The sequence below is a fragment of the Sinosporangium album genome (genome assembly GCF_900100605.1).
GTDB classification, from domain to species: domain Bacteria; phylum Actinomycetota; class Actinomycetes; order Streptosporangiales; family Streptosporangiaceae; genus Sinosporangium; species Sinosporangium album.
In genome coordinates this window covers 14,523-32,771 of the sequence record NZ_FNCN01000022.1, presented here as the reverse complement: position 1 = coordinate 32,771, position 18,249 = coordinate 14,523, and the positions used below count along the sequence as shown (strand labels likewise).

Genomic DNA, 18,249 nt, shown 5'->3' with positions numbered 1-18,249 from the left:
GATCGCCGCCCTTCGGCCGCCCGCGCGAACCGCACAACCATTGCGATCACGGGGGCAGTGTGAAGGGTTCAATGAGAGCACGGCGACACGCGGCGGGGGCGCTCGCGGTCGCCGTTTCAGTCGGAGCCTGGTCGCTGACCGGGCTCCCCGACGTGTCCAACGCGGCGGAGGTGGCGCAGCGGTTCTCGTTCTCGGCCGAACCTCTCGGGCCGGCCGACGCGCCGGGCGACCCGAAGGTGCGCCCGGTCGCCCCGGCCTACTCGCGGATCAGCGGGTGGATCTCGTCGGTGGGCGCGGGGGTGGCGCTGTTCGACGCGGACGGCACGACCGTGTCGGACGACGTCTGCCTGGTCGACCCGCGCCACGACACCGTGACCGTGAGCCCCGCGCCCGGTACGGCGGAGCGCTACGCGGCGTTCACGCTGGCCGCTCCGGAGCGCAAGCCGTACGAGGCGCCGATGGGATGCCTGCCCGCGGACCTGAACGAGGACGGGTGGCAGGACGTCGTCGTCTACTACTGGGGGCGGTCGCCGGCGCTGTTCCTGCGGCTGCCGAAGGTGGGCCCGTCGGCGGCGGCCTACCAGTACCGGAGCCTGGCCGCCGAGCCTGAGGTGTGGAACACCAACGCCGCGACGATGGGCGACTACGACGGGGACGGGCGGCTCGACCTGGTCTTCGGGAACTACTTCCCCGAAGGCGCGCGCGTGCTCGACCCGACGGGGAACCACGGCGACGTCATCATGAACGACTCGATGTCCAACGCCTCGAACGGCGGGAGGGACCGGCTCTTCCGGGGGCTCGGCGACGGCCGGTTCGAGGAGGTCGGGAACGCGTTCGCCGCCGGCGTGGCGAACGGCTGGACGCTCGCCATGGGCACGCAGGACCTCGACTCCGACGGCCGCCCCGACCTGTACATCGCCAACGACTTCGGCCCGGACAAGCTGCTGATGAACGTGTCGTCGCCCGGGCGCATCGCGTTCAACGAGACCAAGGGCACCCGCCACCTCACCACCCCCAAGTCCAAGGTGGTGGGCAGCGACTCGTTCAAGGGCATGGGTGTCGCCTTCGCCGACCTCAACCGCGACCAGGCGCCCGACATCCTGGTCAGCAACATCACCGAGCCGTACGCGCTTCAGGAGAGCAACTTCGCCTTCATGTCCAAGCCCGGCGGCATGCATGGCGGCCACGCGCCGTTCGACGACCGCAGCGAGGAGCTCGGGCTGAGCCGTACCGGCTGGACGTGGGACGTCAAGGCGGCCGACTTCGACAACGACGGCGACGACGAGATCATGCACGCCACCGGCTTCGTGCGGGGGCGGGTCAACCGCTGGGCGCAGCTTCAGGAAGCGGCCATGTCCAACGACCTGATCCTCGGCCACCCGACCCTGTGGCCGAACTTCAAGCCCGGCGACGACCTGTCGGGCCGCGACGTCAACTCGTTCTTCGCCCGGGACGGCAAGGACCCGAACGGCAGGTACACCGACGTGGCCGCCGCGGCGGGGGTCGGCACCGACGCGGTGAGCAGGGCGTTCGCGGTGGGCGACGTGGACGACGACGGCAGGCTGGACTTCGCGGTGGCCAACCAGTGGGGCCGCTCGGTGCTGTTCAGGAACACCGGCCCGTCGGCCCCCTTCGTGGGCCTGCGGCTGCGGCTTCCCGCGGGCGGCTGCGTCACGGCACAGTCCAGTACGGCACAACCCGGTACGGCACAGCCCGGTACGGCACAGCCCGATACGGCACAGCCCGGCGAGAACCGGACGCGCCCGGCGATCGGCGCGACGGCCACGCTGAAGCTGCCGGACGGTACATCGCGGACGCGCCAGCTCTACCCCGCCAACGGGCACAACGGCGTGTCGGCCCCCGACCTGATGTTCGGCCTGGGCGAGCACGCCACCGCCGAGCCCTTCGCCCTCACCCTGTCGTGGCGCGACGCCTGCGGCGTCGCCCGCACCACCTCGACCTCGATCACGCCGGGGTGGCACCAGGTGCTGCTGACCGGCGACGGACGCGCCGTGGAGATCCGATGACCACAACCGCCCTGCCGACGACCCCCGTGCCCGTAGCCGCCGCGAAGCGGGGGCTCACCCCGCAGCAGAAGCGCAGCAAGGCGCTCCGCCGCTTCGCGGGGTCCATCACGCTGGCGACGGTGCTCGGCCACACCGTCCTCGGCTTCGAACAGGCCTACATCACCCCCGTGGTCGGCGTGCTGGTCGGCCTGCTCACCGAGTTCGTGCTGGAGACGGTCGAGGCGTGGGCCCACCGCAGGCCCGCCCGCTACCGCGGGCGGCCCGGCGAGACGGTCGACTTCTTCCTGCCGTCCTACATCGGCGGCCTGGCCTGCGCCATGCTGCTGTACGGCAACAGCCACCTCATGCCCACCGTCCTCGCCGTCGTGGTCGGCGTCGGCAGCAAGTACGTCTTCCGCGTCAACGGCAAGCACTTCCTGAACCCGTCGAACCTCGGCATCGCGGCCGTCCTGGTGTTGTTCCCCTGGGTCAGCATCGCTCCGCCGTACCAGTTCACCGAGTGGGTGAGCGGGCCGATCGACGCGCTGGTGCCGCTGGTGGTGCTGGTGCTCGGCACGATGCTGAACGCGAAGCTGACCGGCAAGCTGCCGCTGATCCTCGGCTGGCTCGCCGGGTTCGCGGCGCAGGCGGTGCTGCGCGGCCTGTTCACGGACGTGTCGATGGTCAGCGCGCTGCTCCCGATGACGGGGGTGGCGTTCATCCTCTACACGAACTACATGATCACCGACCCGGGGACCACGCCGTGGAAGCCGTTGGGCCAGGTGGCGTTCGGTGTCTCGGTGGCGGCGGTGTACGGGCTGCTGGTCGAGCTCCACATCGTGTTCGGGCTGTTCTTCGCCCTGGTGCTGGTGTGCATCGGCCGGGGCGCCGGCCTCGCCGTACTGGCGCGCTACCGCAGGGCCGCCGCCGCGGTGCCCGCCGAGCCGGTGCTGACGGGAGCGCGGCCGTGAACATCGCGATCGTCGGCATGGCGTGCACATATCCCGACGCTCCCGACCCGGCCGCCCTCTGGGAGAACGTGCTGTGGCGCAGGCGGGCCTTCCGCAGGATTCCCGCGGAACGTCTGGATCTTTCGGACTACCACTCCCCCGACCGGAACGCGACCGACCGCACCTACAGCACGCGGGCGGCGCTCGTCGAAGGCTGGGAGTTCGACCGGGCGGCCTACCGCATCCCGGGCGCCGTCCACCGGGTGACCGACCCCGCGCACTGGCTGGCGCTCGACACGGCGGCGCGGGCGCTGGCCGACTCCGGGTTCCCCGACGCGGCGGGCCTGCCCCGCGAGCGGGTGGCCGTGGTGGTGGGCAACACGCTGACCGGTGAGGTGACGCGGGCGCGGTCCATGCGGCTGCGCTGGCCGTACGTCCGCGCCGTGCTGGCCGCCGCGCTGGCGGACCTGCCGGTGGAGACGGGCGTGCGGGTGCTGTCGCGCGCGGAACACGAGTATCTGGCGCCCTTCCCCGAGACGTCGGACGAGAGCCTGGCGGGCGGCCTGTCGAACACCATCGCCGGCCGCATCTGCAACCACTTCGACTTCGCGGGCGGCGGCTACGCGGTGGACGGCGCCTGCGCGTCGTCCCTGCTCGCTCTGATCACGGCGTGCCGCACGTTGAGCGAGGGCGGCGCCGACTTCGCCCTCGCCGGGGGCGTCGACATCAGCCTCGACCCGTTCGAACTGGTCGGCTTCGCGAAGGCGGGGGCGCTCGCCGCCGAACGCATGCGCGTGTACGACGAGCGCTCCGACGGCTTCTGGCCCGGCGAAGGATGCGGGATCGTCGCGCTGATGCGCGCCGACGACGCCCGCGAGCAGGGCCTGCGGATCTACGCGGAGATCGCCGGGTGGGGCGTGTCGTCCGACGGCCGGGGCGGCATCACCAGGCCGGAGGTCGCCGGCCAGCTCCTGGCGCTGCGCCGCGCCTACTCCCACGCGGGCGTCGCGCCCGACGAGGTGGGGCTGTTCGAAGGGCACGGCACGGGCACCGCGCTGGGCGACACGACGGAGCTGACGGCGTTGGCGCGGCTTCTCGGCCGCCCGCCGTCGCCCGTCGCGCTCGGCTCGGTCAAGGCCAACATCGGCCACACCAAGGCGGCGGCGGGTGTCGCCGGTCTGATCAAGGCGGCGATGAGCGTCGCCACGGGAGTTCTGCCGCCGACGACGGGCTGCGAACGGCCGCACCGGCTGCTCACCGCCCCGGGCGCGCCGCTGCGCGTGCCGTCCGAGCCGGAGGCGTGGCCGGGAGGCCGGCGCTACGCCGGGGTCAGCGCCATGGGGTTCGGCGGCATCAACGCCCACATGGTGCTGACCGGTCCGGGGAGCGAGCGGCGGGGCCCGGCTCCCCGCGTCCGCGTCATGCCCGAACGGCTGCCGACCCGGGACAACCCGCTGGTGTTCGCGGTCTCCGCCGCCGACACCTCCGGCGGCACCTCTGGCAGCACCTCCGCCGACAACACCGCGGCGACGCTGCGCCGCATCGCCGCGCAGGCCGCGCACTGGTCGGAAGCCGAGATGATCGACCTCGCCCGCGAGCTCGGCACCCGGCCGTCGACCGGCCCGCTGCGCGTGGCGATCGTGGCGGGAACCCCCGAGCAGCTCGCGGAGCGGGCCGCCGCGGCCGTCGGCCGTCTGGCGCGGCTCCAGCCCGGCGTGCTCGACACCGCACCCGGCGTCTACCTTGGGGAGAAGGTCCGGGGCCGGGTCACGCTCCTGTTCCCCGGCCAGGGCGCCCCCGTCCGCAGCCCCGACGGCCGCTCCCGCGACGGCGTCGCCGACACGGCCGACGCGCAGCCGGCGATCCTGGCCGCGTCGCTGTCGGCGCTGCGCTACCTCGACCGGCTCGGCCTCAACGCGGGCGCGGCCATCGGCCACAGCCTCGGCGAGATCGCGGGCCTGGTGTGGGCGGGCTGCCTGTCCGCCAAGGACGCGCGCAGACTCGTACGGCACCGCGGACAGGTCATGAGCGAGCTCGGCCGGCCGGGCACCGGCATGATCAGCGTGGCCGCCGACGGCGACGCCGCCGAACGGCTCATGGAGGGAACCGGCCTGGTGGTGGCGGCCGTCAACGGGCCCTCGGCGTACGTCCTGGCCGGACCGGACGAGGACATCGCCGTGGCGGCGCGGCGGGCGGCCGACCGCGGGCTGGCGGCGACCGTGCTCCCGGTGTCGCGGGCGTTCCACTCGCCCTGGGTGGCCGACTGCGCCAAGGCCATGGAGGAGTTCCTCGGCGAGGTGCAATTCTCGCCGCCGCAGCGCACCCTGATCTCCACCGTGACCGGAGAGCCGCTTTCGGCGGGTGACGACCCGGCGGCCCTGCTGCGCGAGCAGATCACCGCGCCGGTGCGCTTCTGGGACGCGGTGACGTGCGTCGCCGACGACACCGACCTGTACTGCGAAGCCGGGCCCGGCCGTACCCTGTCGGCGATGATCGCCGGAGTTCCGGCGGTCAGCGTGGACGCCTTCGGCCGTGGCGGGAGCGCGGAGGCCGAGACCGCCGCCGCGCTGTGGGCCGCGGGCGCCACGACCGACCTGTCGGTGCTGTACGGCGATCTGCCGGGCAGGCCCATCGACATCTGGCGCGACCGCGTCTTCATCGCCAACCCGTGCTCGCGGCCGTCGGGCCGGCGGGCCGCCGACGCGGGCGGCGTCCCCGACGAGCCGCACAGTGAAGCCGCGGCGTATCTCCCCGCCGACGAGGTGCTTCCGCTGATCGTGGGCCTCGTCGCCGAGGCGGTGGAGCTCCCGTCGGAGGCGATCGCCCCGCGTGAACGGCTGCTCAGCGACCTGAGCCTCAGCTCCCTGCGCGTGGCGCAGCTCGTCGCCGCCGCCGCCCGGGCGGCCGGCCGGCAGCCTCCCGTTGCGCCGCTCCTCATGGCCGACGCCTCCATCGCGGAGATGGCCGAGGTCATCGCCGAACTGCCGCCGCTCACCGGCGACAACGACACCTCCGGCCTGCCGGTCCCGGGCGTCGCGCACTGGGTGCGCTGCTTCGCCGAGACCGCCTACCCCGACCACACGCAGCGGCGCGGGCAGGCCCGCGCCCACGTGTTCCCGGCGCGGCGGGCTCCGGCCGACCAGCCGGAGGGCGCGTGCGAGGCCGCTGCGGGAGCGCGCCGCAGGCTGACGGTCGACGACCCGCTGCGCCAGGACGAGATCGCCCGCGTAGTGCGGGCCGCCAGGAAGGCCGTGGCCGACGGCGAAGGGTTCGGCGTCGTCGCCGAATCCGACGCGCTGGCCGGGTTCGTGAGAAGCCTGCACCTGGAGCACCCGGCCCTCTTCGCCGACGACCTGCGCCCCGAGCGGCTCCCGATCGCCCTGCCCGGCGACGGCCCGCTGCCCGTAGGGGCGGGCGACGTCGTGCTGGTCAGCGGCGGCGGCAAGGGCATCGGCTTCGCGTGCGCCGCCGGCCTCGCCGAGGCCGCGGGCTGCGCCCTCGCGCTCGTCGGGCGGGCCTCGCCCGAGGACGATCCGGCGCTCCGGGCCAACCTCGCCGCGCTGACCGAGCGCGGCGTCCGGCACGCGTACGCAGAGGCCGACGTCGCGGACGAGGCCGCCACAGCCCGTGCCGTACGCACCCTCACCAATGCGCTCGGGCCGGTCACCATGCTGATCCACGCCGCCGGGGTCAACCGGCCGGCCGCCTTCGCCGAACTCACCGACGAGGAGATCGCCGCGCACATCTCCCCCAAGGTGACCGGCCTGCTCCACCTGGTCGCCGCCGCCTCGCCCAAGCACATCGTCACCTTCGGGTCGGTGATCGGGCGGTACGGCATGGCCGGCGAAAGCCACTACGCCCTGGCCAACGGGCTGATGCGGGAGCAGACGCGCAGGCTCGGCGGCCTGAACGTGGACTGGACGGTGTGGTCGGGCGCGGGCATGGGCGAACGCCTCGGCGTGCTGGAGTCGCTGACCAGGTCCGATGTGACGGCCATCCCCGAACGCGAGGGCGTGGAGGTGTTCCTGCGGCTGCTCCGCACCCCGGGACTGCCGCCGAGCGTGGCGGTCCACGGCAGGCTCGGCGAGCGCCCGGTGCCGTGCCCGGGCCGGGGCCGGTTCCTCAACGAGGTGCGGGTCCACTACCCGGGGGTGGAGCTCGTGGCCGACAGCGTGCTGTCGCTCGCCACCGACACCTACCTGGACGGCCACCGGGTCGACGGCCTGGCGGTGCTTCCCGCCGTGGTCGCGATCGAGGCCATGGCGCAGGCCGCCGCCGTACTGGCGGGACGGCCGCTGCCCGAGGTGACGGACCTGTCGTTCGACCGGCCCGTGATCGTCCCCGACGTGGGCGCGACGGCGATCAGGGTGTGCGCGCTGCGCCACGAGAGCGCGATCGAGGTCGTGCTGCGGTCGGAGGAGAGCGGCTACGCCGTCGACCACTTCCGCGCGGTGTTCCCGGTGGCCCCGTCGCATGCGGTGGCCGACCTGTCCGATACGGGGGTGGCGTTCGCGGGGGAGCCGCTGGCCGACGGCGACGTCTACGGGGAGCTCTGCTTCCACACCGGGCGTTTCCGCCGCGTGCGCAGGCTCACGCACGTCGAGCCGTCGGCGTGCGCGGGGGAGATCGCCGGAGACCATCTCGGCGGATGGTTCGGCGACACGGCGCCGCTGCTCGGCAGCCCCGGCGTCACCGACGCGACCATTCACGCGCTGCAGGCGTGCGTGCCGCACCGCCAGCTGCTCCCCGTGGGCGCCGGACGGTTCACCGCCCGGCCCGGCGGAGCGCAGGGCGACCTGCGGCTGCGTGCCGCCGAACGGCACAGCGGCGACGGCGAGTACATCTGGGACGTCGAAGCCGTGGACACGCGCGGAAACATCGTGGCGGCCTGGTCGGGGCTCCGGCTGAAGGACGTCGGGCCGCTGCCGCGGCGGGAGCCCTGGCCGCCCGGCCTGCTCCCCGTCTACCTCCAGCGCACCGCCGTGGCGCTCGGCCTGTCCCCCGCGTTGCGGGTCAGCCTCGACCGTCCCGAGGTCGGCGGGTCGCGCAGCTACCTCGACGGGCACGTGCTGTCGGTGTCCTCGCCCGCGACCTGCGACTGGGAGCGCGTCGGCGGTGCCGTACCGGCTCTCGGACCCGGGCTGTCGCGGCTGGTCAACGAGTTGCAGCCGCGATGCGACGAGCCTCGGGACACCGTCGCGACGCGGGTGTGGAACGCCGTCGAGTGCCTGTCGAAGGCGGGGCTGCCGCCCACCGCCCCGCTGACCGTCGCCGGCGTGTTCGAAGGCGGGTGGGCGCTGCTGCGGTCGGGCTCCCAGCTGATCGCCTCGACCGTCGTGCGGATGCGCGGGGTCGATGAGGCCGTCGCGGTCGCCATCATGGCGGAAGGACGCGGGTGAAGACATACAACTACCGGCATCTGGTGACGTTCGAGGAGACCAACCTCGTCGGCAACGTCTACTTCACCAACTACCTGCGCTGGCAGGGCCACTGCCGGGAACGCTTCCTGGCCGACCGCGCCCCGGGCACACTGCGCTCGCTGCGGGACGGCCTGGCTTTAGTCACCGTGAACTGCCGCTGCGACTACTTCGCCGAACTGTTCGCACTCGACCAGGTCGAACTGCGCATGTCGCTCGGCGGGGTCGAGGGCAACCGGGTGCGCATGCTCTTCGACTACTACCGTCTTCCGTCTCAGGCTTCGTCCCGGACGCCCGAGCTGGTCGCCCGGGGCGAGCAGACCGTGGCGTGCATGGCGCGGACCGCGGACGGAGACACCACCCACGCCGATGTGCCCGGAGAGTTCGCGCGAGCCCTGGAACCCTACAGAACCGAGAGGACCACACAATGATCGTCGAATCCGTGAACCTCGCGAAGGCCGCGGAGGCCCCCTGGGGGCACAGCGCGATGCCGAAGCTGCCGGCCACCGGGTCGATCCCGGTCGTCGACACCGGTCTGGAAGGCGACGAACACGTCTACGCCGACCACCGGGGCCCCTACTACCAGTGCACGGCATACCCCGCCGAATCCCTCGCGATCTGGCGCGACCGGCTCGGGCGGGACCTCTCCCCCGGCACTTTCGGGGAGAACTTCACCCTGCGCGGTGTCGACGTACGCACAATGATCCTCGGCCAGTTCTGGCGTCTGGGCGAAGTGCGGTTCGAGGTCATGGGCCCCGCGCTCCCGGGCCCCGCCGTCACCGCCCTCGTCGGCGAGGAGGACTGGATCGACGCCGCGCTGCCCGCCGTCTACCTGCGGCCCATCGTCTGGGAAGGCGGAGGGCGCGTCGGGGCCGGTGACAGCGTCGAGATCCTGTGGACGCCGGTCGAGCAGGTCACCGTGGCGGAGGCGTGGGAGGCGCTGCTCGGCGACGCCGGCATCCTGCAGCGCATCCTCGACGTGCCCGGCCGCTCCCCCGTCTGGGACCTGCTCGTCAAGGCGTGAGCCTTGTCAAGGCGTGAGGCCTGCAGCTGGAGGCCTACAGCGTGATGCATGAAGTCTGAGGCATGAAGAAAGGGCCGTCCCGGCAGACGGCCCTTTCCCCTGTACGCTGCCCGTTCAGGCTGCCCGCTTAGAACGCGGGCATCATCCTCGCCGGGGTGATCGGAGCGGAGGTCACGGTCACGACCTGGGAGACGTTCGTCTGGACGAACTGCGGGCTGAGCTGCGCGGGAGCGCCCTCCTTGTGGCTCACGACCGAGTTGAACTGGTCGATCGTCACCACTGTCGGGCCCGTCGGGTTGTTGATGTCGACGAGCTCGACCGCGCCCGCCGGGGCGTAGCCGGCGTTGCGCGGCGGGAACTCCTTGGCGTTGCCGTTCTCCATGGCGATGGTGTTGCGGTTCACCAGCACCAGGTCGGGATACTTCTCACACGTCACCTTGACGTTGAAGTTCATCTGCTGCTGCGCCGGGAAGAAGAGCCCGATGAAGCCGCGGAAGAAGCCGACCGGGTCGCGCATGAAGTTGGCCGCCAGTGTCGGCCAGCGGAGCGGGTTGAAGAACAGCTCGGCGAACCGTTTGAAGACGCGGACCGGGTCCAGGGGCGAAAGGCCGCTCTGCGGCATGCCGCGCTCGCCGTCGTGGCGGAAGCTGATGAGGCCGAGGGCGTCGCTGATGCCGTCGGAGATGTGGTCGGTGGGGTTCAGCAGCACGTTGATGGCCTGCTCGATGGCGTTCTTGCCCTGCTTGGAGCGGCCTTCTCCGATGGATACGCCGAGGCCGCCGTTGAGGTTGGCGGTGACCTTATCGCCGGTGACCAGGCGCATGACCCCCTGCGGGGTGATGCACAGGCACACCTGGAGGGCGCCGAAGACCGTCTTCAGCGCCATGGACAGGAACTGGCCCGGGTCGGTGGGGAAGGGAAGGCTGGCACCGGGGTAACCCGGAACCGGATATTTGTAGCCCGCCAGGCCGAGGTCGGCCGCGGAGGCGGTGGGGGCCCAGGCAGCGCCGAACAGTCCCCCGGTGGCGGCGCCGGCGCCGACTGCGGCGGCGCCGAGCATGAACCTCCGGCGGTCGGGCTGGCCTTTGAATGCGTCAGACATGCTGACTTCCTTTCGCGCTTTAGGCACAGACGTCCGCAAGCCCTCGGGAAGGAAACGACCCGCCTGTCCCGGTTCAGCCCGCAGATCACTCCTGTGGTGCCCGTGCGCCCTACCCCCTTAGCTCCCGCTTGATTAAAGATCAGGCACGTAGGGGACCATCCCGGCGTATCACCCGATCCCCGCACCTACCCGCTCAAGCACGCGGAGCGACCCCTCGTGCCGCCTCTCCTCGAACGCGCCCGACTCCAGCGCCCGCCGATACACGCGATACGGCCCCTGGCCGCCCTTCGCAGGGTCGGGAAACACGTCGTGGAACACCAGGGCTCCCCCCACGACCACGTGCGGAGCCCACCCCTCGTAGTCCGCCGTCACCGGGCCGTCGGAGTGGCCCCCGTCGATGAACAGCATGCCGAGAGGCGTGTTCCACAGCCGCGCCACCCGCTCCGAACCGCCCACGACGGCGATCACCTCGTCCTCCAGCCCCGCCGACGCGATCGTCTGACGGAACACCGGCAGCGAGTCCATCTTCCCGAACATGACATCCATCAGCGTCGGGTCGTGGTGGGCCCACCCGGGCTGGACCTCCTCCGACCCCCGGTGGTGGTCCACCGTGACCACCACCGACCCGCACACGCGAGCCGCCGCCCCGAGATAGACGGCCGACTTACCGCAATAACTACCGATCTCGCAGATCGGGCCGCGTGTGCCGTACACACAGGCGGTCTCGAACAGGGCCATCCCCTCCGCGGGCGGCATGAAGCCCTTCGCGTGCTCCGCCGCAAAGCGAAGATCAGATGGCATGGTGGGAGTATCCATAAGCACGAGACCTTAGCCCACGCTCCCTACGGGTCTGCACAGGCCGCCCTCAACGTCGAACAGGGCGGTTCCTCTTCATCACCAAAGCCATGATCCCGCATCGTCATTTACGGTCCGCCGAAAGTGCGTTTCCCCCTCCGGGGTCGCCGAGGGAGGCTTTAGCGGATAGTGATTGGTGACAGGATTATCTGCTAGAGTCTTCGACCATTCGGGGCGCGGGTCAACGTCATTCACGCCAGCAGTCCTTTTCATCAGCACTGTTTTTCGCCAAAAGTGCCTTTTTTCAAGCAGTGTCCCGCCCCATGACTCCGGGCTGGAGGCCAAGCATGCCCGCACCACAGCCTCTCCGCGTTCTCCAGTGGGCCACAGGCGCCCTCGGTCGCTACGCGCTTCGCGGCCTGATCACCAGGCCCGAGTTCACCCTGGTCGACGTGCTCGTCTACGATCCCGACAAGGTGGGAACAGACGCGGGCGACCTCGTCGGCCTGCCCGAGGCCGGGGTGGTGTGCACCGACGACGTCGAACGCGTGATCGCCGCCGACGCCGACTGCGTGCTCCACATGCCGCTGCCCGCCTCCTACTTCGGCCACGACCAGACCACCGACGTCGAAACCATCTGCGCGCTGCTCACATCCGGCAAGAACGTCATCACCACCACCGGTTTCGTCCACCCCCGCTCCTACGGCCCCGGCATCGTCGAGCGCATCGAGGCCGCCTGCCGCGCCGGCGGCACCACCCTGCACGGCACGGGCATCAACCCCGGGTTCATGAGCGACCTGCTGCCCCTCGCGCTCACCGGCCTGTCCCACCGCGTCGACCACATCTACGTGCGCGAATCGTCGGACTACCGGGGCCACCCGTCCCGCCAGTTCGTCGTCGACCTCATGGGTTTCACCCGCTCCCAGAAGGACTACACGGCCGCGATCCGCCCCTACCGGGCCTACCAGCACTCGCTGTTCGCGGAAAGCGTCCGGCTCGTCGCCGACGCCCTCGGAGTCCAACTCGACGAGGTCGAGGCGAGCGACGAATACGAACTCGCCACGGAGGACTTCGAGATCTCCGCCGGCCAGGTGCACCCCGGCACGGTCTGCGCGTCGCGCTGGGTCTTCAGCGGGCTCGTCCGAGGCCGGCCGTTCATGACCGTCGAATGCGTCTACAAGGCCGACTCCACCATGGTGCGACGCTGGCCGGAGCCCGGCTTCACCATCCACATCGAGGGCAGCCCCCACCTGGTGTGCACCATGGAGGAGGTGTCCAACGGCCTGGTCGCGGCGGCGGCGCACGCGGTCAACTCGATCGCCGCCGTGTGCGCCGCCCCGCCGGGCATCGCCACCCTCCTCGACCTGCCCCTCGCCACGGGTCGAGGCACCGCGCGCCTCGTGTGAGGCGCGCAGCGCCGTGCCGTACGGCCCTGCGTCACGCCGTACGGCCACGGAGGTTCCTAATGGTGGGGAGTGAACCTGCCGAATCTCCCCCGGTGGTAGAGGAGGGGGCGATCCTGCCCGCCCACGTGGGTGTGGGTGACCAGGCCGACGACCAGATGGTGGTCGCCGATGTCGAACGTGGAATAGTGCGCGCAGACGAGGTGGGCCGACGCGCCGTCGAGCAGCGGCACGCCCAGCTCTCCCCGCCGCCAACCCGTCGGAGGCGCGAACCTGTCGACGTCCTTCCGTGCGAACCTCGCGGCGATGTCCGCCTGGTCGCCGGCGAGCACGTTGACGGCGAAGTGCGCGGCCTCCCGCAGCCGCCGCCACGTGCTGGAGGCGTGTCCCACATAGAACGACACCAGCGGCGGCTTCAGGCTCACCGACGAGAACGACGTCGCCGTCAGCCCCACCGGCTCCCCGCCGACGCTCGCCGTGACCACCACGACCCCGGCGGCGTGTACGGCGAGAGCCCGCTTGAACTTCGCGTCGTCCACCGCCCGGCCGCTCGCGGTCTCGGTCGCCGCCGTACCACCGGCGCCTCTCCCCACGCTCACACCGTCACCCCGCGTCCGCGGTGGGCCGCGACCTGCGGCGCGACCTTCACCGCCCACTGCGACACCACATCGTCGACCTGCGGCAGCTCGGCCTCCGGCAGCGCGAGCCCCGGCGTCGGTACGGCGGCGCCCAACTCCACCAGCAGCGGACGCAGGTGGACCTCCACCGCGAGCGCGTGCCGCGCGTCGCCCACGACGAGCAGCGGCAGCGCCACCGCCCCGACCAGCGCCCCCGGCGGGAGCCTGTCGAGGAACACCTTGAGCAGTCCCGTATACGTGCCCTTGTAGGTGGGGCTCGCCACGATCAGGACATCGGCCCCTTTCACCAGGTCGAGCGCCACTTCGACGCCCGGGGAGGGCGACGGGCCGAGCAGCGTGGGGGCCAGCGCGGCGAGGTCGACGACGTCGCGGCTCCCGCCGTACCCGATCTCGCGGGACAGGGCGTCGGCCGCCGCGACGGCCGCGGCGTAGGTGCGGGAGGCCGGCTTGGGGTTGCCGACCAGGGTGACGATGCTCGCGACGCTCACGAGGCCACCGCCAGACGGGCCTCGGCGCGGGTTCCGGCGCTGGTTCCGGCGCTGGTTCCGGTGCGGGTTCCGGCGCTGGTTCCGGCGCTGGTTCCGGCGCTGGTTCCGGTGCGGACCGCTGGGCGGGGCAGACCGTAGTGTTCGCGCAGAGTGTGCCCCTCGTAGTCGGTGCGGAACAGGTCCCGCGCCTGGAGCTCCGGCACGACGTGGTCGACGAAGTCGGCGAGGCCGCTCGGGAGCAGCGGCGGCATGATGTTGAAGCCGTCGGCCGCGCCCGCGAGGAACCACCCTTGCAGTTCGTCGGCGATCTGCTCGGGGGTGCCCGCGACGACGCGGTGCCCACGCCCGCCCGCGAGCCGCCCGAGCAGCTCGCGGATGGTGAGCTTGTCGCGTTTCGCGAGGTCGGTGACCAGGGTGAACCGGCTCTGCTGACCGTCCGCGACGGGCGGAAGGTCGGGAAGAGGCCCGTCGAGGGGATAGTCCGACAGGTCGTGGCCGAGGATGCCGGCAAGCTGCCTGAGGCCGTACTCCGGAATGATCAACTCGTTGAGCTCACGCTCCAGCCGGCGGGCCTCCTCCTCCGTGCCACCGATGATCGGGGAGATACCGGGCAGGATCTTGACCTCGTCGGGTCCGCGCCCGTGAGCCGCCACCCTCGACTTCAGATCGGCGTAGAACTCCCGCGCCTCGGCGAGCGTCTGCTGCGCCGTGAACACCGCCTCGGCGTGGCGGGCCGCGAACGCCTTGCCGTCCTCCGACGACCCCGCCTGCACGAGCAGCGGATGCCCCTGAGGCGACCGGGGCGAGGTCAGCGGGCCGCGCACCCGGAAATAGCCCCCGTGGTGGTCGACAGCGTGAATCTTGTCGGGGTCGGCGTAGCGCCCGCCGACGCGGTCCGCCACCACCGCGTCGTCCTCCCAACTGTCCCAGAGTTTCTTCGCCACCTCCAAGAACTCGTCGGCCCGCGCATAGCGGTCGGCGTGCGCGGGACGCGCCCTGCCGAAATTCTCCGCCTCCGCCTCACTCGCCGACGTGACGATGTTCCACCCGGCACGGCCGCCGCTCAGATGGTCCAGCGAGGCGAATTTGCGTGCCACGTGGAAAGGCTCGTTGTACGTCGTGGACACCGTGGCGATCAGCCCGATGCGCTCGGTCACCGCCGCCAGGGCGGACAGCAGCGTCAGCGGTTCGAGGCCACCGGCGGCGCCGTGCCGTACGTCGTTCCAGAGGGCCAGTCCGTCGGCGAGGAACAGGGAATCGAGCTTGCCCCGTTCGGCCGTGCGGGCCAACTCCTGGAAGTGGCGCAGATCGGTGATCCGCGACGGCTCCGCACCCGGGTGCCGCCAGGCCGCCTCATGATGGCCGACATTGAGGAGAAAAGCGTTCAGGTGAAGTCTGCGGGTGGTCATGGGGTGGTCCTCCACGTCGAAAAGCGGCGTTCCAGCGAAACGAGAAACACGTTGAACAGCAGGCCCAGCACGGAGATCGCGATGATGCCGGCGTACATGTCGTGGACACGGAAATTGAATTGCGCGTCGTTGATGAGATAACCCAGCCCCGCCTTCGCGCCGACCATTTCCGCGGCCACGAGAACGAGAATGGAATAGGCGCCGGCCAGCCGTACGCCGGTGAAAATCGTGGGCACGGCGGCAGGCAGGATCACCTTCTGGAACAGCGCGAGCGGGCGCAGCCCCATCGAGCGGGCCGACTTCACCAGCAGCGGATCGACGCCCCTGACCCCGGCGATCGTGTTGAGCAGGATCGGCCACGCCGCCGCATACAGGATGATCGCCACCTTGGACGTCTCCCCCAGCCCGAGCAGCAGCACGAACACCGGCAGCAGCGCCAACGTGGCCGTGTTGCGGAACAACTCCAGCACCGGGTTGAGGAACTCCGCCAACGGGCGATACCACCCGATCAGCAGCCCCAGCGGGACGGCGAAGACGATGGCCAGCCCGAACCCCGCCAGCGACCTGCCCAGGCTCGCCCGCGCGTGGTCGAGCAGCTCGCCGCTCGCGGCCAGGTCGCCTAGCGCGAGCAGCACCTCCGACAGCGGCGGCAGGAACGTGCGGTCGAAGACCCCGGCCCTCGGCAGCACCTCCCACACCGCCGCGAGCAGCGCCACCGCCGCGCTCCGCCGCGCGACTTTCGCGGCGTACGGCACAGCCCGGCTCGCCGTGTCCGGCACGACCCGGCTCGCGGTGTCCGGCACGACCCGGCTCGCCGTGTCCGGCGCGGCCTGGTTCAGGGTGCCCGGCACGGCGTGGCGGGCCGCTGCCGCGGCGTCGGGGGTGTCGGCGGATGTCGACGTCGTGGTGATGCTAGCCAACGGGGGCCTCCTCCCGGGCCTGGGCGGCGGCGACCTCGTCGCGGAGCAGGGCCCACACCGCGTGGCGGTACTCCCCGAACCGCGGATCGGCCCGCAGGTCGCCCTCTCTCACCTCGAACTCGACGTCGAGGATGTGCTTGATCCGTCCCGGACGGGACGTCATCACGGCCACCCGCTGCCCGAGGTAAACGGCCTCGTCGATCCCATGCGTGATGAACACAACCGTCTTGCCGGTCTTCTGCCAGATGCCCAGCAGCTCCTCCTGGAGCGACTCCCGCGTCTGCGCGTCGAGGGCGGCGAACGGCTCATCCATCAACAGCACATCCGGGTCGAACGCCAGGCTCCGCGCAATGGCCACCCGCTGCCGCATACCCCCTGAAAGCTCATGCGGATATCGCTCGCCGAACCCCGACAACCCCACCAAGTCCAGGTAGTGGCGGGCCCGCTCGTGCCGCTCCCTCCTCGGCACGGACTTGGCCTCCAAACCGAACGCGATGTTGGCGAGCGCCGTACGCCACGGGAACAGGGCATACTGCTGGAACACGACGCCCCGGTCGAGCCCCGGGCCGTCCACGGGCACCCCGTCGAGCAGGATCTCCCCGTCCGACGGCGCCGTCAGCCCGGCCAGCAGGTCCAGCAGCGTGGACTTGCCGCACCCGCTCGGCCCGACAAGCGTGACGAACTCACCTGCCCGCACATCGAGGTCGATCCCGCGCAGAGCCGTGAAAGGCTGATCACTGCCGCGTACGGAGAACTCCTTCGACACGCCCCGAAAACTGATTCTGGCGCCCATCACTCCGCCCCTCCCCCGGCTGCGATCGCGTAAGGGTTATGAGCGTTGGTGAACACCTCGGCGGCCTTGACCTGGTCGGGACGCAGCTCCCCCTCCCGCTCAAGCCAGTCGATCCAGGTCTGGAACTCCTTTTCCACGATCACACCCCCGGCCGTCGCGATCCCGGTGCTCTTCCAGAACCCGACCGACTGGTCGTCCTCATGTCGCCCACGCTTGGCGATGATCTCCTTGAACTTCGCCACGACCTCCTCACGCGGACGCTCCCGCGTCCACTGAACGGCTTTCGCCGTGGCCTCCACGAACTTCTTGACCGTCGCCGGATGCTCGTCGATGAAGCGCTGAGTGAGCACATAGCTCCCGGCCGAGAACGGCCCGAACAACTCGAAGTCCGAGAACAGCGGCCTCAGCCCGCCGCGTTCCAGCGCCTTGTCCCGCAGAACACCGCCGAGCACCGCGACATCGATCTGCCGCTGCCGAAGGCCCTGCTCGGCGCTCACCGGCGGCACCACCACCGGCTCGACCTGCCCGATCTCCTCCGGCGTCAGCCCGCCGCGTTTCAGATATTCCTTCAGTACGGCCTCGGCGTGCGCACCCAAGGTGTTCATCGCGACCTTTCTGCCGATCAGATCGCGGGCGCTCTTGATGGGGCTGTCCTCCAGCACATAGAAACCCTGGAAGGAATCCTTGTCACTGCCGTAATAGCTGATCACAGCCTTGATCGGCGCCTTCGCGGCGACCAGTTTGGCGATCGCTCCATTGAACGCGCCGCCGAAGTCCGTCTGCCCCGTCGCCACGGCCTGGATATCCTGCGGGCCGCTGATGGTGTTGCCGATCCATGTGAGTTTGAGGGGAGCCAGATAGCCCAGCTCCTCGGCCAGTTCGGGAAGAATCACGGAGCCGACACTGCCCTGGTAGCGCAGCTCCAGTTTCTCGGCGCCGGTCGTCGCCTCCGACGACCCGCAGGCCGTCAGCGATGTCACTAGTAACGCGGCGGCCAGGGCACGATGAAGGGATTTCAAGGTAGCTGTCCTTACCCGTCGCGCGGCACAGCACACGCGCGACGCATTGCACACCTGCTCGCGCCCGGCCCGATGCGGGCGCGGAGCGAGCGAGAGATACGAAACGGGAGGGGCGAAGCGCCGGGCATTCCCTCAGGCTTCTCCCGTGTGTTCAGGGTCAGGATTTCCAGGCGCGCACTGCACGCACGCCCGCGGGAGGTCCGTCCGCTTCGCCGCCGGTCGTCTGAAAGCCGGTTATCTGAAAGCCGGTCGTCTGTCGACCGGAAGGGGCGGCGCCGGCGAGGC

The 18,249-nt window shown here is 71.1% G+C and carries 14 protein-coding genes; 6 read left to right on the top strand and 8 right to left on the bottom strand.

Annotation, left to right across the window (positions count from 1 at the left end):
- The first annotated feature begins 71 nt into the window (after positions 1-71).
- From BLQ73_RS21280 to BLQ73_RS21260, 5 genes are read left to right on the top strand one after another with little or no spacing between them, the layout of a single operon-like run.
- Positions 72-2,027 (top strand): FG-GAP repeat domain-containing protein, encoded by a 1,956-nt coding sequence (locus tag BLQ73_RS21280; protein ID WP_093172595.1) that lies wholly within the window; start codon positions 72-74, stop codon positions 2,025-2,027.
- The gene (locus BLQ73_RS21275) at positions 2,024-2,977 is read left to right on the top strand and encodes an RnfABCDGE type electron transport complex subunit D (protein ID WP_093172593.1); all 954 of its coding nucleotides are present in this window, start codon (positions 2,024-2,026) and stop codon (positions 2,975-2,977) included. The genes BLQ73_RS21280 and BLQ73_RS21275 overlap by 4 nt, the downstream gene beginning before the upstream one ends.
- Entirely contained in the window at positions 2,974-8,355 is a 5,382-nt protein-coding gene (locus tag BLQ73_RS21270) for a type I polyketide synthase (RefSeq protein ID WP_093172591.1), read from the top strand. The genes BLQ73_RS21275 and BLQ73_RS21270 overlap by 4 nt, the downstream gene beginning before the upstream one ends.
- Entirely contained in the window at positions 8,352-8,804 is a 453-nt protein-coding gene (locus tag BLQ73_RS21265) for an acyl-CoA thioesterase (RefSeq protein ID WP_218125951.1), read from the top strand. Before BLQ73_RS21270 ends, BLQ73_RS21265 begins: the two co-directional genes overlap by 4 nt.
- Positions 8,801-9,397 (top strand): MOSC domain-containing protein, encoded by a 597-nt coding sequence (locus tag BLQ73_RS21260; RefSeq protein ID WP_093172589.1) that lies wholly within the window; start codon positions 8,801-8,803, stop codon positions 9,395-9,397. The genes BLQ73_RS21265 and BLQ73_RS21260 overlap by 4 nt, the downstream gene beginning before the upstream one ends.
- 127 nt (positions 9,398-9,524) lie before the next feature.
- On the opposite strand, the gene BLQ73_RS21255 is transcribed toward BLQ73_RS21260, so the two are convergent.
- Together BLQ73_RS21255 and BLQ73_RS21250 are read right to left on the bottom strand one after the other, a co-directional pair.
- A complete protein-coding gene (locus BLQ73_RS21255; protein WP_093172587.1) occupies positions 9,525-10,499 on the bottom strand; it encodes a hypothetical protein in 975 nt (324 codons plus the stop codon).
- 168 nt (positions 10,500-10,667) lie between these two features.
- A complete protein-coding gene (locus BLQ73_RS21250) occupies positions 10,668-11,300 on the bottom strand; it encodes a class I SAM-dependent methyltransferase (protein ID WP_093172585.1) in 633 nt (210 codons plus the stop codon).
- A gap of 341 nt (positions 11,301-11,641) precedes the next feature.
- Between BLQ73_RS21250 and BLQ73_RS21245 the strand changes: the two genes are divergently transcribed.
- Positions 11,642-12,700, top strand: a complete 1,059-nt coding sequence (locus BLQ73_RS21245) for an NAD(P)H-dependent amine dehydrogenase family protein (RefSeq protein WP_093172584.1) — start codon at positions 11,642-11,644, stop codon at positions 12,698-12,700.
- A gap of 56 nt (positions 12,701-12,756) precedes the next feature.
- Here BLQ73_RS21245 and BLQ73_RS21240 read toward each other — a convergent pair whose 3' ends face one another.
- Genes BLQ73_RS21240 through BLQ73_RS21215 form a run of 6 tightly spaced genes read right to left on the bottom strand, consistent with a single transcriptional unit; the run spans position 12,757 to position 17,964 of the window.
- Positions 12,757-13,296 carry a flavin reductase family protein gene (locus BLQ73_RS21240; protein ID WP_420820026.1) on the bottom strand — a complete coding sequence of 180 codons (540 nt, stop codon included), beginning with the start codon at positions 13,294-13,296 and terminating at the stop codon, positions 12,757-12,759.
- Positions 13,293-13,823, bottom strand: a complete 531-nt coding sequence (locus BLQ73_RS21235; protein WP_093172580.1) for an NADPH-dependent FMN reductase — start codon at positions 13,821-13,823, stop codon at positions 13,293-13,295. Before BLQ73_RS21235 ends, BLQ73_RS21240 begins: the two co-directional genes overlap by 4 nt.
- On the bottom strand, positions 13,820-15,232 hold the full coding sequence (locus tag BLQ73_RS21230) for an LLM class flavin-dependent oxidoreductase (RefSeq protein ID WP_093172703.1): 1,413 nt from the start codon (positions 15,230-15,232) through the stop codon (positions 13,820-13,822). Before BLQ73_RS21230 ends, BLQ73_RS21235 begins: the two co-directional genes overlap by 4 nt.
- Complete coding sequence (locus tag BLQ73_RS21225) at positions 15,229-16,152, bottom strand: ABC transporter permease (protein ID WP_245691237.1); 924 nt, start codon at positions 16,150-16,152, stop codon at positions 15,229-15,231. Before BLQ73_RS21225 ends, BLQ73_RS21230 begins: the two co-directional genes overlap by 4 nt.
- Positions 16,145-16,945: an ABC transporter ATP-binding protein gene (locus BLQ73_RS21220; protein ID WP_093172701.1), complete on the bottom strand. Its 801-nt coding sequence runs from the start codon at positions 16,943-16,945 to the stop codon at positions 16,145-16,147. Before BLQ73_RS21220 ends, BLQ73_RS21225 begins: the two co-directional genes overlap by 8 nt.
- On the bottom strand, positions 16,945-17,964 hold the full coding sequence (locus BLQ73_RS21215; protein WP_176955581.1) for an ABC transporter substrate-binding protein: 1,020 nt from the start codon (positions 17,962-17,964) through the stop codon (positions 16,945-16,947). The genes BLQ73_RS21220 and BLQ73_RS21215 overlap by 1 nt, the downstream gene beginning before the upstream one ends.
- Positions 17,965-18,249: the final 285 nt, after the last annotated feature.

Excerpts from the sequence above, each read along its gene's own strand:
- BLQ73_RS21280 (WP_093172595.1), top strand. The coding sequence starts at position 72 with ATGAGAGCACGGCGACACGCGGCGGGGGCGCTCGCGGTCGCCGTTTCA.
- BLQ73_RS21275 (WP_093172593.1), top strand. The coding sequence starts at position 2,024 with ATGACCACAACCGCCCTGCCGACGACCCCCGTGCCCGTAGCCGCCGCG.
- BLQ73_RS21260 (WP_093172589.1), top strand. The coding sequence starts at position 8,801 with ATGATCGTCGAATCCGTGAACCTCGCGAAGGCCGCGGAGGCCCCCTGG.
- BLQ73_RS21255 (WP_093172587.1), bottom strand. The coding sequence starts at position 10,499 with ATGTCTGACGCATTCAAAGGCCAGCCCGACCGCCGGAGGTTCATGCTC.
- BLQ73_RS21250 (WP_093172585.1), bottom strand. The coding sequence starts at position 11,300 with ATGCCATCTGATCTTCGCTTTGCGGCGGAGCACGCGAAGGGCTTCATG.
- BLQ73_RS21245 (WP_093172584.1), top strand. The coding sequence starts at position 11,642 with ATGCCCGCACCACAGCCTCTCCGCGTTCTCCAGTGGGCCACAGGCGCC.
- BLQ73_RS21230 (WP_093172703.1), bottom strand. The coding sequence starts at position 15,232 with ATGACCACCCGCAGACTTCACCTGAACGCTTTTCTCCTCAATGTCGGC.
- BLQ73_RS21220 (WP_093172701.1), bottom strand. The coding sequence starts at position 16,945 with ATGGGCGCCAGAATCAGTTTTCGGGGCGTGTCGAAGGAGTTCTCCGTA.